This window comes from Micromonospora deserti (assembly GCF_003236335.1).
GTDB classification, from domain to species: Bacteria; Actinomycetota; Actinomycetes; order Mycobacteriales; family Micromonosporaceae; genus Micromonospora; species Micromonospora deserti.
The window spans coordinates 1-14279 of the sequence record NZ_POUB01000155.1; the positions used below are offsets into that span (position 1 = coordinate 1).

The 14279-nt window shown below is 72.9% G+C and carries 17 protein-coding genes and 1 pseudogene; 8 read left to right on the top strand and 10 right to left on the bottom strand.

Annotation, left to right across the window (positions count from 1 at the left end):
• The coding region (locus C1I99_RS20320) for a (deoxy)nucleoside triphosphate pyrophosphohydrolase (RefSeq protein WP_111135818.1) at positions 1-422 on the bottom strand (422 nt) is incomplete at its 3' end.
• A gap of 183 nt (positions 423-605) precedes the next feature.
• Between C1I99_RS20320 and C1I99_RS20325 the strand changes: the two genes are divergently transcribed.
• The gene (locus C1I99_RS20325) at positions 606-911 is read left to right on the top strand and encodes a 4a-hydroxytetrahydrobiopterin dehydratase (RefSeq protein ID WP_111135807.1); all 306 of its coding nucleotides are present in this window, start codon (positions 606-608) and stop codon (positions 909-911) included.
• A 162-nt stretch (positions 912-1073) separates the two neighbouring features.
• On the opposite strand, the gene C1I99_RS20330 is transcribed toward C1I99_RS20325, so the two are convergent.
• Together C1I99_RS20330 and C1I99_RS20335 are read right to left on the bottom strand one after the other, a co-directional pair.
• Positions 1074-1469 (bottom strand): VOC family protein, encoded by a 396-nt coding sequence (locus C1I99_RS20330; protein WP_199562302.1) that lies wholly within the window; start codon positions 1467-1469, stop codon positions 1074-1076.
• Entirely contained in the window at positions 1466-1828 is a 363-nt protein-coding gene (locus tag C1I99_RS20335; protein ID WP_111135819.1) for a DUF1801 domain-containing protein, read from the bottom strand. The genes C1I99_RS20330 and C1I99_RS20335 overlap by 4 nt, the downstream gene beginning before the upstream one ends.
• 86 nt (positions 1829-1914) lie before the next feature.
• On the opposite strand from C1I99_RS20335, the gene C1I99_RS20340 reads away from it, so the two are divergent.
• Genes C1I99_RS20340 through C1I99_RS20350 form a run of 3 tightly spaced genes read left to right on the top strand, consistent with a single transcriptional unit; the run spans position 1915 to position 3971 of the window.
• On the top strand, positions 1915-2820 hold the full coding sequence (locus C1I99_RS20340; protein ID WP_111135821.1) for a LysR family transcriptional regulator: 906 nt from the start codon (positions 1915-1917) through the stop codon (positions 2818-2820).
• Positions 2821-2829: 9 nt separating this feature from the next.
• Positions 2830-3573: a class I SAM-dependent methyltransferase gene (locus C1I99_RS20345; RefSeq protein ID WP_111135808.1), complete on the top strand. Its 744-nt coding sequence runs from the start codon at positions 2830-2832 to the stop codon at positions 3571-3573.
• 35 nt (positions 3574-3608) lie between these two features.
• Positions 3609-3971 (top strand): PH domain-containing protein, encoded by a 363-nt coding sequence (locus C1I99_RS20350; protein WP_111135822.1) that lies wholly within the window; start codon positions 3609-3611, stop codon positions 3969-3971.
• On the opposite strand, the gene C1I99_RS20355 is transcribed toward C1I99_RS20350, so the two are convergent.
• Positions 3964-5190, bottom strand: a complete 1227-nt coding sequence (locus tag C1I99_RS20355; protein ID WP_111135809.1) for an RNA polymerase sigma factor — start codon at positions 5188-5190, stop codon at positions 3964-3966. The two genes, C1I99_RS20350 and C1I99_RS20355, sit on opposite strands and share 8 nt — an antisense overlap.
• On the bottom strand, positions 5183-5518 hold the full coding sequence (locus tag C1I99_RS20360) for a YciI family protein (protein ID WP_111135810.1): 336 nt from the start codon (positions 5516-5518) through the stop codon (positions 5183-5185). Before C1I99_RS20360 ends, C1I99_RS20355 begins: the two co-directional genes overlap by 8 nt.
• Positions 5519-5922: 404 nt before the next feature.
• On the opposite strand from C1I99_RS20360, the gene C1I99_RS20365 reads away from it, so the two are divergent.
• Positions 5923-6768, top strand: a complete 846-nt coding sequence (locus C1I99_RS20365; RefSeq protein WP_111135811.1) for a S1 family peptidase — start codon at positions 5923-5925, stop codon at positions 6766-6768.
• 283 nt (positions 6769-7051) lie between these two features.
• On the opposite strand, the gene C1I99_RS20370 is transcribed toward C1I99_RS20365, so the two are convergent.
• Both C1I99_RS20370 and ychF read right to left on the bottom strand, forming a co-directional pair.
• On the bottom strand, positions 7052-7468 hold the full coding sequence (locus tag C1I99_RS20370) for a hypothetical protein (RefSeq protein WP_111135812.1): 417 nt from the start codon (positions 7466-7468) through the stop codon (positions 7052-7054).
• Between the two features lie 740 nt (positions 7469-8208).
• Positions 8209-9294, bottom strand: coding sequence for a redox-regulated ATPase YchF (gene ychF / locus C1I99_RS20385; RefSeq protein WP_111135814.1), 1086 nt, complete (start codon positions 9292-9294; stop codon positions 8209-8211).
• A gap of 125 nt (positions 9295-9419) precedes the next feature.
• Here ychF and C1I99_RS20390 point away from each other — a divergent pair, with 125 nt between their 5' ends.
• Positions 9420-9980 carry a 3'-5' exonuclease gene (locus C1I99_RS20390; RefSeq protein WP_111135815.1) on the top strand — a complete coding sequence of 187 codons (561 nt, stop codon included), beginning with the start codon at positions 9420-9422 and terminating at the stop codon, positions 9978-9980.
• 1 nt (position 9981) lies between these two features.
• Here the strand turns inward: C1I99_RS20390 and C1I99_RS20395 are convergent, their stop codons facing one another.
• Entirely contained in the window at positions 9982-10746 is a 765-nt protein-coding gene (locus C1I99_RS20395; RefSeq protein WP_199562304.1) for a Type 1 glutamine amidotransferase-like domain-containing protein, read from the bottom strand.
• 110 nt (positions 10747-10856) lie between these two features.
• On the bottom strand, positions 10857-11360 hold the full coding sequence (locus tag C1I99_RS20400; protein ID WP_233512604.1) for a MarR family winged helix-turn-helix transcriptional regulator: 504 nt from the start codon (positions 11358-11360) through the stop codon (positions 10857-10859).
• 93 nt (positions 11361-11453) lie between these two features.
• Here C1I99_RS20400 and C1I99_RS20405 point away from each other — a divergent pair.
• A pseudogene (locus C1I99_RS20405) lies at positions 11454-12221 on the top strand (EamA family transporter); the annotation flags it as partial.
• A 170-nt stretch (positions 12222-12391) separates the two neighbouring features.
• Here the strand turns inward: C1I99_RS20405 and C1I99_RS34105 are convergent.
• Entirely contained in the window at positions 12392-12874 is a 483-nt protein-coding gene (locus C1I99_RS34105; RefSeq protein WP_233512605.1) for a hypothetical protein, read from the bottom strand.
• 396 nt (positions 12875-13270) lie between these two features.
• Between C1I99_RS34105 and C1I99_RS20410 the strand changes: the two genes are divergently transcribed.
• Positions 13271-14279: bifunctional transcriptional activator/DNA repair enzyme AdaA (locus C1I99_RS20410; protein ID WP_111135824.1), on the top strand; the 1009-nt coding region annotated here is incomplete at its 3' end.

A 14279-nucleotide genomic window follows, 5' to 3' on the forward strand; every position in this document is an offset into this window, starting at 1 on the left:
GGACGGAGGGCGGCGACGATCGGGGCGTCGGCGGGGAGCCAGGTGACCGAGTCCAGTTCGGCGGCGGAGAGCCAGCGCAGCGCCGAGTGCTCCAGCGCCTGCGGCTGTTCGCCGTGCAGCAGGCGGGCCACGTACACCTTGAGCACCGAACGGCCGTGGGCCATCCGGACGTTACGCCCGACCCGCTCGCCGATCTCCACACGGACGGCCAGTTCCTCCGCGCACTCCCGGGCCAGTGCCGCGGTCTCGCTCTCGCCCGGCTCGACCTTGCCACCGGGGAACTCCCACATGCCCGCCACCTCGGGCGGCGCCGAGCGGGCGCAGGCGAGCACCCGCCCATCCCGGATGATCGCCGCCCCGACGATCACCTTCGGATCCCGTCGCTCGGCGTGCCCGCCGTCGTTAGCCCGTTCGGTTCGCACGGCCGTCCAGCGTGCCAGATCAATCGGCGGTTTGGGTACCGTGGCCGACCGTCAGGGCAGGAGAACACGGAAGTGTGGGCGTGGACACACCCCCCGTGCGACGCAAGACTAGAGGGCACCGACAAGACACGGGATGGCGACGATTTGGCCACAAGCCGGCAACGACGCCTGGGAGGTGCGGTGATGCGCGTGCTGTTCAGCGGCCGGGCGAAGCGCGACTACCTCAGCGACGCGCTCGCCCTGCTGACCGGCTGGGTCCGGGAGGGCGAGCGGATCCGGCGCACCCTGGTGATCGACGACACGCAGCACGCCGCCCTCACCGAGCGGGTGAAGGTGGTCGCGGACGCGCTGCACCTGCGCCCCGAGATCAGCCGCCGCGCCGACCGCACCCAGATCCGCGTCGGGCACGGCAACGCCCCGCTGACCGAGGGCGAGGTCCTGCTGGCCGCGCGCATCGAGGACGCCTACCGCGCCGTCACCGAATCCTGACCACGCTCGCCCGTCCTGACGGCACGGGCGGCCGGGTGCCAAGGTCTCCGTCGCGTTCTTCCTGCCCGGCTGGGACATCGGTGGAGGTTCGGCCGACAGGCGGCCCCCGGGTGGGGTAAACGAGCTCGCACCCGTCGGGCGCACCGGACGGGTGCCGCCCGCTCAGCCGTCGGCGTCCTGCGGGTACCAGCGCAGTTCGACAGAGTTGCCGTCCGGGTCGCGTACGTAGACCGAGGTGGCGCTCCCCCGGGCGCCGAACCGGCCCACCGGCCCCTCCAGGACGGTGAAGGCACCGGAGTCGATCACCCGCTGCCAGTCCAGCGGTGCGACCACCAGGCAGAAGTGGTCGACGTTGGCCCCGCCCCGCTCGCCGTGGATCAGGTCGATGATGGTCTCCGGGCTGACCCGCACCGACGGGAAGGGCACCGTGCCGGCCCGCCACTCGTCGACCCGGACCGGGGCCAGACCGAGCTGGCCGCAGTAGAACCCCAGCGCGCGTTCGACGTCGGAGACGTTGAGCACCAGATGGTCGAAGCCGGTGACCCGCACGCCGCTCACCGCGCCTCCCGCTCGTACGCCTGGCGCAGCCAGTCGGTGAACAGGGCTGGGTCGACGTCGGCGACGGTACGCAGCTTCACCGCCGCCATCCGCCGGGCGCCCGGAACGAGCCGTCCGGACGGGTCGTCGACCTCCTGACCGCGCCACAACCCGAAGGTGAGGTACGACCCGTACGCCTCGACCAGGCAGATCGGGGTGCGGCCCGGCGTGTCGCCGAGGCCCCACACCGGGTGGCCGTGCCAGACGGCGCCGGTGGCGCCCGGCAGCGCCGCCTCGATGACGGTGCGGAGCTTCTCCGCGATCTCGCGCAGCGGGCCGTCGAGCCCGGCCAAATGGTCGGTGAGTGTCGTCGTGTTCATGCCCTTCACGATCCGCCGGCCGGTGGCGCCGACCAAGCCACGATCGCACTACCATCGTTGAGCCGGAGTCAACGATGGGACGGGACGTGCTGGAACGGTACGAGGTCGAGACCTTGCTGACCCTCGCCGAGGAGCTGCACTTCGGCCGCACGGCCGAGCGCCTGCGGGTAACCACCGGGCGGGTCAGCCATGTGATCAAGAAGCTGGAGCGCCGGATCGGCGCGCCGCTGTTCGCGCGTACCAGCCGGGTCGTGCAGCTCACCCCCATCGGCCGGCAGCTCGCCGACGACCTGGCACCGCTGGTCGCCGGCATGGACGAGGCGGTACGCCGGGCCGTCGAGGCGGGACGCGGCGTCACCGGCCGGCTGCGGGTCGCCTTCCTCGGCGAGTGGACCGCACCGGTGCTGCTCAAGGCCGTCGACCTGTTCACCCGCCGCCATCCCGAGTGCCAGGTCGACGTGCACGAGGTGCAGCTGTTCAACTCCCGACCGAGCCTGGCGGACGGCTCGATCGACATCCTCATCGCCGCGTACCCCTTCGACGGGATGGCCTGTGGCCCGCCGCTGCTGTCGGAGGCCCGGGTACTCGCGGTGGCCGCCACCCACCCGCTGGCCGGCGAGGAGTCCGTCTCCCTGGAGGTGCTCGCCGACCACCCGGTGGTGCAGTACCCGGCGGTGACCTCGGCGGGATTCAAGCGCGACCGCACGCCGGAGCACACCCCATCCGGCCGTCCGGTGACGAGGGGGCCGGTCGGCAACACGTTCTCGGAGATGCTGACGCTGGTCGCGATGGGCCGTGGGGTGCTGCCGGTGGGCGAGCACACCCGGCGCTACTACCCCCGCCCCGACGTGGCGTACGTGCCGATCCGCGACGCCCCGCCGATCCTGCGCGGCCTGGTGTGGCGGGAGAGCAACACCACCGCCCGGGTCCGCGAGTTCGTCCGGGCCGCCACCGACGCGAATCCATTCGCCCCGGCCGCCGTAGCTGGCTAACCTGCGCCGATGCGGCACGGGGAGTTCCACCATCCACGGCTGGTCCAGGTGTACGACGCCGAGTGCCCCTGGTCGCGTGACGACGACTGGTTCCTCGCCCTGGCCGGCGAGACGCCGCGGGCCCGGGTGCTCGACCTGGGGTGCGGGACCGGGCGGCTCACGCTCGGCCTGGCCGCGGCCGGGCACACCGTCACCGGGATCGACCCCGCCCGCCCGTCGCTGGACGCCGCCCGCGGCAAACCGGGCGCCGATCGGGTGACCTGGATTGAGGGCACCTCGGGGGCGGCGTCGGCCCGGTCGTTCGACGTGGCGGTGCTGACCAGCCACGTGGCGCAGTTCCTCGTCGACGACGCCGAGTGGGCGCGTACCCTCGCCGACCTGCACCGGGCCCTGGTGCCCGGCGGCCGGCTGGCCTTCGACTCGCGCGACCCGGCGGACCGGCGGTGGGAACGGTGGAACCCGGTGGACTCGCCGCGCCGGATCGCGATGCCGGACGGCAGCGTGGTGCACGCCTGGACGGAGGTGACCGCCGTCGAGGTCGGCCACACCGTCAGCTTCACCCACCACTACCTCTTCGGAGACGGCGAGGAGCTGCTCAGCTCGGCCACCCTGCGCTTCCGCACCGAGGGGGAGCTGCGCGGGTCGCTGCGGGCGGCCGGTTTCACGGTCGAGCACGTGCACGGCGGCTGGCGCCGGGAGCCGGTCGGCCGGGGCGACGGGGAACTCCTCGTCGTCGCCCGCCGCAACGGGTGATCTTGCGGCTGGCGGGCCCGACCTACCGTGGAGGCATGGCCAACGCGACGTACGACCGCAAGGAGCAGTTCCAACAGATCCAGAGTGGCCTGCTCGACGGGGAACACATCATCGCCGTCTACGACGCCGTCGGCACCGGCACCGGCTTCATCGGCCTGACCGACCGGCGCGTGATCATCCAGGACCGCTCCTTCATCGGCAAGCGGTACGCGATCACCAGCATCCCGTACTCGAAGATCACCAGCGTCAGCGTGGTCAGCAACAAGTCGTGGGGCGGTTCGTTTTTCTCCACCGGCGCCATCGCCATCCACGTCGGCACCCACACCTACGAGGTGGAGTTCCGCGGTGCCCAGAAGAGCCACCACGTCCACAACGTGATCCTGCACCACATCAGCTGAACTCGTCGGCGCGGTCGAGCAGAGCACGGCGCTCGGCCCCGGTGTGCGCGTCGGCGGCCCGCCGGAACAGGGCGGCGGCCCGGGCCCGGTCACCCTGCCGGGCCGTCAGGTCGGCCTCCGCGGCCACGGCGAGCGGGTAGCCGTCCAGCGCCCCGCCGGCCCGGGCCACGGCGAGCAGCGCCAGCCCCGCCGCCGGGCCGTGCGCGTAGCCGTGCGCGACGGCGCGGTTCAGCTCGATCACCGGTGACGGCTGCACGGTCGCCAGCCGGTCGTACGCCCGGGCGACGGCCGGCCAGTCGGTGGCCTCGACGGACGGCGCGGTGGCGTGGCAGGCGGCGATCCGGGCCTGGAGGGCGTACGGGCCGTCCGGCCGGGTCCGGGCCAGAAGGTCGACGGCTTCCGCGATCGCCGCGTGATCCCACAGCCGCCGGTCCTGCTTGTCGAGGGTGAGCAGGTTGCCGGCGGAGTCGCGCCGGGCGTGCCGGCGGGAGTGCTGGAGGAGGAAGAGGGCGAGCAGCGCGGCCACCTCGGAGTGCCCCGGCAGCAGCCGGTCGAGCAGGCGGGCCAGGCGGATCGCCTCGGTGGCGAAGGCCGGTTCACCGTCGGCGTCGTAGCCACGGGTGAAGAGCAGGTACAGCACGGCGAGCACCCCGGGGAGCCGCTCGGCGAGCATCGGGCCGCTCGGCACCCGGTACGGGATGCGGGCGTCCGCGATCTTCGTTTTGGCCCGGGTCAGCCGGCGGGTCATCGTCGACTCGGCGACCAGGAACGCCCGTGCGATGTCCGCGGTCGGCACCCCGCAGACGGTACGGAGCGTCAGGGCGACCCGCGCCTCCAGCGCGAGGGCCGGGTGGCAGCAGGTGAAGATGAGCCGCAGCCGGTCGTCCACGATCTCCTCCTCCCCCACGGCCGCCCGGTCCGGTTCGGTCGGCGCGAGCACCGCCAGGTCCCGCAGCTTGCGCCGCTCGACCGTGGCGCGCCGCAGCACGTCGATCGCCCGGTTGCGGGCCACCGTCATCAGCCAGCCGCCCGGGTTGGCGGGCACGCCCTCCGCCGGCCACCGCTGCAACGCGAGCGCGAGGGCCTCCTGGGCGCAGTCCTCGGCGAGAGTCCAGTCCCCGGTCACCCGGATCAGGGTGGCGACGATCCGCGCGTACGACCCGGTGCTGGCGGTGGCGACGGCCTGCGCGGCCGTCGCCACCGCGACCTGGTCAGTCATCCAGGTCCATGAAGGGCCGCAGCTCGATCCGCCCCTCCCGGGCCATCGGGTGGGCACGGGCCACCTCGATCGCCTCGTCCAGGTCGGCGCACTCCAGCAGGTCGTAACCCACGATCATCTCCTTGGTCTCGGCGAACGGGCCGTCGGAGACCAGCAGTTCCCCGTTGCGGACCCGGACCGTGGTGGCCGCCGACGTCCCGGCCAGGGCGTTCCCGTCGAGGCGCCGGCCACGCCGGTCGTTCTCCGCGACCCACGCCTCCACGTCCGGCCAGTCGGACCGGTCGGTGTCCGGCGCGGTGTCGGTGCAGACGAACATCAGGTACTTCATCGATCGCTCCTCGGTGTCGGGTGTTCACCAGGGTGACGAACGGAGGGCCCGGTTCCGGACCGGCGGGCCCTCAGAATCTTGGCGGGCGGAGTGTGCAGGGGCCGTCGTGGTCGGCGCGGAGCGCAGCGCCCCCCCGGGCAGCAGGGTGTCACAGAAGACCCGGCGCCGCAGGTCCACCCGGGAGCACGGTGCCTGCGTGAAGGCCGCGCCGGACTGCTGTCCGGTCGCGATCCCTGATCCCCCCTTGCACGTAGATCGATGCACGCCGATACTCACTGAATGTTGTCGGGAAGCGAGACCAATGACCCGTTGGCGCGACTCCTGACGACACGGGACCTCCACCCACCGGTCCTCTCGCCTCTGAGGAGGAGACAGTGAAAACCACTCGCCCCCCTGCCCGCCACATGTCCCGATCCGCCCGACTGCTCGCGGTGACCGTCGGTCTGCTCGCCACCGCAGCCTTCGCCCCGCCGGCCGCGGCCGCGTCCGCTCAGGAGTACAGCGCCAGCCAACTGTCCGCCGTGAGCGGCGCGGTGGAGCGGTCGGGCGTCGAGGGCGTCGCATGGTACGTGGACCCCAGATCCGACCGCGTCGTCGTGACCGCCGACAGCACCGTCTCCCGCGCCGAACTCGCGAAGATCAGGCAGAGCGCCGGCGACAACGCCGGCGCGATCCAGGTCCAGCGCTCCCCCGGCGTCTTCACCCGGCTACTGTCGGCCGGCGACGCCATCTACGGCGGCGGCTACCGCTGCTCGCTCGGCTTCAACGTCGTCAGCGGCGGCACCTACTACTTCCTCACGGCCGGGCACTGCGGCGACGTGGCCAACACCTGGTACACCAACTCCAGGCAGACCACTCTCATCGGCCCGACCGTCGGCTCCAGCTTCCCGGGCAACGACTACGCACTGGTTCGCTACGACAACACCTCGCTCAGCCACCCCGGCGGATTCACCGTTGCGGACGCCTATGTCGGGGAGTCGGTCAAGCGCACCGGATCGACCACCGGCACCCACAGCGGAACGGTTACCGCGCTCAACGTCACGGTTCGCTACGTCGGCAGCGGCACGGTGCGGGGCATGATCCAGACGAATGTCTGCGCGGAGCCCGGCGACTCCGGCGGCCCGCTCTACGACGGCTCCAAGGCGCTCGGCATCACCTCGGGCGGCAGTGGTAACTGCAGGTCCGGTGGCACGACCTTCTACCAGCCCGTACGCGAAGCGGCCAACGCGTACAACGTGAACGTGTTCTGATCCACGCGGCGCGCCCGGCCGACAGGCTCCCGCCGCACGGCCGGGCCCGCCCACAGAGGATTCAGACGTTGAGCGGTACCGCTCGTACCGCTACTCGGCCCCGCTGATCGCCCCGGCTTGACCGGCCCCCAACCACTCCCCGAGGGCCTCGGCCCCACTGCGATGGCGCTTCCGGGTGCGGCAGGTCAGGTGTTTCGGATCGGGCTCGGCCGCGACCCACCTGGGAAGGCTGCGCTGGTTGCGGGTACGCGGCCGTGGCCGCGTACCCGCAACTCATGGCGCGTCAGATGCAGTTACCCCAGGTGTACCTGCCGTTACCCTGCCAATACCCGCCGTACAGCGCAGCTCCCGCGTACTGGACGCACATGTCCCGTGCATAGCGTTGAATCGCGGCGTAGTACTTGTAGCTGCCCGAGTCGGAGACCCATTCCCTCGTAGTACCTTCCACGTCCACCTTGATGCTGGCTCTGATACTGGTTGCCGTTCCGGCGGCCCGCACCTTGATCATGGTGACGCAGTTGTACCCGGTCGCGTTGTTGTACATCAGGTAGACGTCGCCCAGGTCGGTGCCGTCATCGGCGATGATCGACCGGTGACCGTCGGAGACCTGGGTCCACGAGCCACCGAAGTCGGCGTTGCAGGCTTCCGCCGGGGTGTACGGGTTCGTCGCGGCGTGGGCCGGCGATCCGAACGTCGTCACCGCGACAGCTACCGCGAGAACCGAGGTCGACAGTCGTCGTGCCAGGGTACGCACACAGTCCTCCAAAACTCCGGCACGGACAGAGTTGTCCGACGCCTGAAATCCACATCGGATGATGATCAACATACCCCAGTCCGCTAGGCGGAGCTACGGGTGCAACCATGCCACTCGGTGTGACTCGTCCGTTACGAGTAGCTCTTCGGTCGGCTACGACACCTACCGAGCTGCTTGTTCTTCTCGGCCGCCCTGAACGCGTACCTCGGTGTCAAGGTGGCGACCGTGACGAACTACCGGGAACGCGGTCAGATGCCGGAGCCGGATGCCACCGTTGGGCGCACTCACATGTGGCGCCCGAATCGAGTGGTGTCCTGGCATGAGAGCCGTCCCCGGCCTGGTGTCGGTGGCCGCCCAACCCGAGCAGACGCAGACGGTAGCGGCGACGTTAGCTCGCGCTAAGGGTTCGCACCTCGTCGAGGTAAGAAATCGCTTCCGGCTCGCTCGGGTACCGGTCTCGTAGCAGGGTCGCCAGTTCCCTCGAGCACATCAGCAGGGCGAGTCGGTCATCACTGTCGCCGAGCGGCTGGGGTACGAGAACGCGACCTTGGTCCTGTCGACGTACGGGCACCTGATGCCGGACTCGGAGGACGCACCCGCCGGACGGTCGATGAGGCATGGGGCTGTGCCCCCGGTGTGCCCCAGGGCGAGGTACCAACCTCCTGACCTGCGAGAACAGGCGGGACTCAGACGTTGAAGCGGAACTCCACCACGTCACCGTCCTGCATGACGTACTCCTTGCCCTCGATGCGGACCTTGCCGGCCGCCTTCGCCGCCGCCATCGACCCGGCCGCGACCAGGTCGCCGTAGGAGACCACCTCGGCCTTGATGAAGCCGCGCTGGAAGTCGGAGTGGATGACCCCCGCGGCCTCCGGCGCGGTCGCGCCGATCGGGACGGTCCAGGCCCGCGCCTCCTTGGGCCCGGCGGTGAGGTACGTCTGGAGCCCGAGCGTGCGGAATCCCACCCGGACCAGCTGGTCCAGGCCCGGCTCGTTCTGCCCGATCGACTCCAGCAGTTCGCGGGCCTCCGCCTCGGGCAGGTCCACCAGCTCCGACTCGATCTTGGCGTCCATGAAGATCGCCTCGGCGGGGGCGACCAGGGCGCGCAGTTCGTCGAGGAACTCGGCGTTGCCCAGCTCCGCCTCGTCGACGTTGAAGACGTACAGGAACGGCTTGGTGGTGAGCAGGTGCAGCTCGCGCAGGTGCTCCAGCTCGATGCCGGCGCTCTTGGCCCCCGCGTAGAGGGTGACGCCGGTGTCGAGCAGCTCGACGGCCTGCTTCGCGGCGGTCAGCGCGGCGACGCGGTCCTTGCGGAGCTTGGCCTCCTTCTCCAGCCGCGGCACCGCCTTCTCCAGCGTCTGGATGTCGGCGAGGATCAGCTCGGTGTTGATCGTTTCGATGTCGTCGGCCGGGGAGACCTTGCCGTCGACGTGCACCACGTTCGGGTCGGAGAAGGCCCGCACCACCTGGCAGATCGCCGAGGCGTCCCGGATGTTGGCCAGGAACGCGTTGCCCCGGCCCTGCCCCTTGGAGGCGCCGCGCACCAGGCCGGCGATGTCGACGAACGACACCGGTGCGGGCAGCACCTTCTGCGAGCTGAAGATCTCGGCGAGCTTGTCCAGCCGCTCGTCCGGCAGCCCGACGACGCCGACGTTGGGCTCGATGGTGGCGAACGGGTAGTTCGCCGCGAGCACGTCGTTCTTGGTCAGCGCGTTGAACAGGGTGCTCTTGCCGACGTTGGGCAGGCCGACGATGCCGATGGTGAGACTCACGACGAGCCAGCTTACGCCGGTGCCGTCGGGTCCGGGGCAGGCAGCCCCGGCACGCCATCCGGGAAACGGGACGCCGGAGGCGGGCCGGCGTTGCTAGCCTGCCCCGGTCGAGGCGAGGAGGCGGGATGAGCCGGCTGCCGGAGCTGTATGTCGCCGTGGACGTGGAGGCGGACGGGCCGCTCCCCGGGCCGTACAGCATGATCTCGCTCGGCATGGCGGTCGCCGGCCGCCCGGAGCTGACCTTCTACACCGAGCTGAAGCCGATCTCCGACGAGTACGTGCCGGCCGCGCTCGCCGTAAGCGGCCTGGACCGGGAGCGGCTGCTGCGCGAGGCGCCGACCGCTGAGGAGGCGATGCGCGCGGCCAAGCGGTGGGTCGACGGGCTGCGCTCCGTCGGCCGGCCGGTGTTCCTGGCCGCGCCGGCCGTCTGGGATGGCATGTTCGTGCACTGGTACTTCACCCGGTTCACCGGGCACAGCCCGTTCGGCGCCACCGGCTCCGGGGTCGACCTGCGCAGCTACTGGATGGGGCTGACCGGCTGCGAGTGGGCGCAGACCCGCCAGGACGCCATCAAGCAGGAGCTGGGCCTGACCGCCGTGCCGCACACCCACCACGCCGGGGAGGACGCCGCCGAGCTGGCCCAGGTGTTCGACGCGGCCCGCCGGCGCCGTCCCCCGGCGGGCTGACTCAGCCGATCCGGCGCGGCCCGATCGGGGTCTCCCGGACGCTGCCGTCCGGCCCCTGACTGACCTCGTACGCCGACGCCCCCGCCCGGTCCGCGACCGCCTCGACCAGCCGCTCGCCCCGGTAGAGCAGCCCGGTGCCGTCGTCGGTGCAGTGCGCGGTCGGCAGCGTGCCATCGCCGACCAGCCGGTGCATCAGCGGCCGGCGCTGCTCCTCGCTGTCGTAGTGCACGCCGTTGCCGTAGGGCAGCCAGCCCAGCCCGTCGGTGAAGCCGCGCAGGGTGGTGCCGAAACTGTCGGTGGCGCCGCCGGTGTGCCAGCAGATGGAGCCGGCGGAGACGCCGCCCAGCACCACGCCGGCCGCCCAGCACTCGCGCAGGATGTCGCCGAGGCCGTGCACCCGCCACACCGCGCACAGGTTGGCCACGCTGCCGCCGCCGACCCAGATCACGTCTTGGGCGAGCAGGTGGGAGCGGATGTCGTCGACGTTCGGCATCGGGAAGAGCGCCAGGTGGGTCATCCGGAACCGGCTGCCGGCGAACGCCTCGTAGACCCGGGTCAGCGTGCTCGGCTGGTCACCCTCGGCCTGGTTGAGGAAGCAGACCTTCGGCTCCGCGCCGGCATTGGCCAGCTCGGCGGCGAGGTCGAAGACCGGGTTGATCCGCCGGGGCGCGCCCTCGACCCGCGGCGCGTAGATGCCCATGCTGGTGGCGAGGATGGTCGGTTCGCTGGCGGGCACGGTCGTCCTTCCGTCGGAGGCGCCGCCCATCCTGCCGCAGCCGCTGCTCGCGGCCGCTGCTGGGCCGCCTGATCCGGGTCGAGCCGGCAGGGATCGCTGGCGGCATGGCGGGCTGCTGAGCGGCATGGATCGCCAGGCAGTCACCGCTCGCGGTCGGACACCGCGGCCAGCAGGGTGCGGAGGAGGTCGGCTAGGTGCTGCTGGTCCTCCACGGGCAGCGCGTCGAGCAGCCGGCGCTGCACGGCCAGCCCGGCGTCGGCGGCCTCCTCGACCAGTTTCCGGCCGGCGGGGGTGAGGGTGACCTGGAGCCCGCGCCGGTCGGTCGGGTCGGGTGAACGGCGGACCAGCCCGGCCCGTTCCAACCGGTCCAGCCGGCCGGTCATGCCGCCGGAGGTGAGCATCAGGGAGGCGGTGAGTGCCTTCGGCGCCAGGGTGTACGGCTCCCCGGCCCGGCGCAGGGCGGCCAGCACGTCGAACTCGCCCCGGCTGATCGACCAGCGAGCGTACGTGCGTTCCTGCTCGTCGCCGACCAGCCGGGCCAGCCGGTAGATCCGGCCGAACACGGCCATCGGCTCGGGGCGCATACCCGGCCGTTCCCGCCGCCACTGCTCGACGATCCCGTCCACGTCGTCCCGCTCGGTCACACCGGGATTGTGCCGCACCTCGCACTCCCCCTTTCGCTCGACATCAAGTAGCTTAGCAGTAAGCTACTTAGCAGCGAGTTTCACGGAGGGGTCATGGACCGACGTTGGGCCGACACCCTGCTCACCGCCGCCGCGCCGGCCGCCTGGGGCAGCACCTACCTGGTCACCACCGAGCTGCTGCCGCCCGACCGGCCGATGTGGTCCGGTGTGATCCGGGCCCTTCCCGCCGGCCTGCTGCTGCTCGCGCTGACCCGGCACCGCCCCCACGGCACGTGGTGGTGGCGCGCCGCAGTGCTCGGCGCGCTGAACATCGGGGCGTTCTTCCCGCTGCTCTTCCTCGCCGCGTACCGCCTGCCCGGCGGCACCGCGGCGGTGCTCGGCGCCACCCAGCCGCTGCTGGTGGCGGGACTGACCGTGCTGGTGCTCGCCGAGCGGCCCCGCCCCCGGGCGCTGGCCGCCGCGCTCGCGGCGCTGGCCGGCGTCACCCTGGTCGTGCTCCGCCCCGGCGCGGGGCTGGACCCGGTCGGCATCGCCGCCGGGCTGGCCGCCACCGCCGCGATGGGCGCCGGGCTGGTGCTGACCCGCCGCTGGGGCCGCCCACCGGGCGTCGGCACGGCGACCGCCACCGGTTGGCAACTCACCGCCGGCGGACTGCTGGCGGTGCCGCCCGCCCTGCTGGTCGAAGGGCCACCGCCCACGCCGGACCTGCCGGCGCTGGCCGGGTACGCCTGGCTGGCCCTGGCCGGCACGGCGCTGGCGTACACGCTCTGGTTCCGCGGCGCGGCGCGGCTGCCGGTCACCCAGGTCTCCCTGCTCGGCGCGCTCAGCCCGCTCACCGCCGCCGCGCTGGGCTGGGCGGTGCTCGGGCAGGCGATGGCCGCCTGGCAGCTCACCGGCTTCGTCCTGGCGGTCGGGGCCACCGTCGCCGGGCAGCTGCCCCCGCGCGACGCCACCGGTCGACGTGCGCTGTGGCGTCCGGCGGCCCGGCGCCCGGGCTCGGCGCGTCGCCCGGGGCCGCGCCGGGCGGCGGGTCAGTCCCGGGGGCCGGGCTGGCGAGGGATGGTCGGCTCGATCCGCAGGGCACCGGGCGCCAGCTCGCCGGCGGCGGCGAGCGGCAGCGTGAAGCGGGCGGCGGCGGCCGGGCCGGCCGCGTACGACTCGCGGAGCATCCAGCGCACCTCGTCGGCCGTCCAGCCCAGCCCCGAGCGACCGGCGATCTCCCGCAGCAGGCGCAACGCCACCCGGGTGTCGTCGTCGTAGAAGCGCATGCACCAGTGGTGCACCCACATGCCGAGCGCCCGGAGCCCATCCGCGTCGAGCGAGCGGGCGAGCCGGCCGCAGGCGGTGTCACCGAAGGCGCGGCCCGGGTCGCCGGCCCGGTCCCGCTCGATCGCACCGACCGCGGCCGGAGCGACCGCGCGCATCCGGTCGTAGAAGCCCTGGACCACGGCGTCGTCCAGCGGGGGGTGCCCGTCCCGTGTCGACGCCGCATCCCGACCCGCCACGCTCGCCATCGCCCGCACCCCTTCTTGAGTTGGTGGGCGGACGGTACCGGCCACAACCGACACTTTCGACAGCGCCCCGGGCCCCGGCGGCCGGAGGCGACTGCCGTCACTGGTCAGCGGCGCGGGCGGTCCGACCCGATCGGGGACTTCCCGCTCCGGGGAGCCGGGCCGGGGCATCCGCCGGTAGCCGGGCGGGACCCCTGGCCGGGGCACCCGCCGACAGCCGGGCGGGGCGCACGGCTGGTGGCCGGCCCGGGGCCCGCTCGGGGCGCACGGCTGAGAGCCGGGTCAGGGCCCACGGCTGATTGCCGGGCAGGGGCCCGGTCGGGCCCGCCGGGTGACGGGTCCACGGCCACGTCCGATTCCCGCGAGCCGACGACCCGGAGCAGGGGCATCATCGGTGACGTGGAATTGGACTTCGAACGGTGCTACCGGGCCGTCGACAGCCGCGACCAGCGGTTCGACGGGTGGTTCTACACCGGCGTGACCTCGACCGGGATCTACTGCCGGCCGTCCTGCCCGGCGATGACCCCGAAGCGGCAGAACGTCCGGTTCTTCCCGTCGGCGGCGGCAGCCCAGGGGGCCGGGCTGCGTGCCTGCCGCCGGTGCCGGCCGGACGCCGCGCCCGGCTCGCCCCTGTGGGACGTCCGGGCCGACGTGGTGGGCCGGGCGATGCGGCTGATCGCCGACGGCGTGGTGGACCGGGACGGCGTCCCGGGGCTGGCCGCCCGGCTCGGCTACACCGAGCGCCATCTGCACCGGATGCTACGGGCGGAGATGGGCGCCGGACCGCTGGCGCTGGCCCGGGCGCAACGCGCCCAGACCGCCCGCACCCTGATCGAGACGACCGCCCTCGGGATGGCCGAGATCGCGTTCGCCGCCGGGTTCGGCAGCGTCCGGCAGTTCAACGACACCGTCCGCGAGGTGTACGGGGTCGCGCCGTCGGAACTGCGTACCGCCCTGGGGCGGTGCCCGGCACCGGGCGGGGCGGGCACCATCACGCTGCGGCTGGCGTACCGCCCGCCGCTGCACGCGCGGGCGCTGCTGGACTTCCTCGCGCTGCGCGCGCTGCCCGGCGTGGAGGAGGTGCGGGACGGCACGTACCGCCGGGGCCTGCGGCTGCCGCACGGCGCCGGGGAGGCGGCCCTTACCCCGGCGGACGGGCACGTGGCGGCGACGCTGCGCCTGACCGACATGCGCGATCTGGCCCCGGCGGTGGCCCGCTGCCGCCGCCTGCTCGACCTCGACGCCGACCCGACGGCGGTCGACGGCACGCTGGCCGACGACCCCGCCCTGGCGGCGGTGGTGGCCGCCGAGCCGGGCATCCGCCTCCCGCGAGCGGTCGACGGGTTCGAGATGGCCGTCCGCGCCATCGTCGGCCAGCAGGTCTCGGTCGCCTCCGCCCGCACCACCC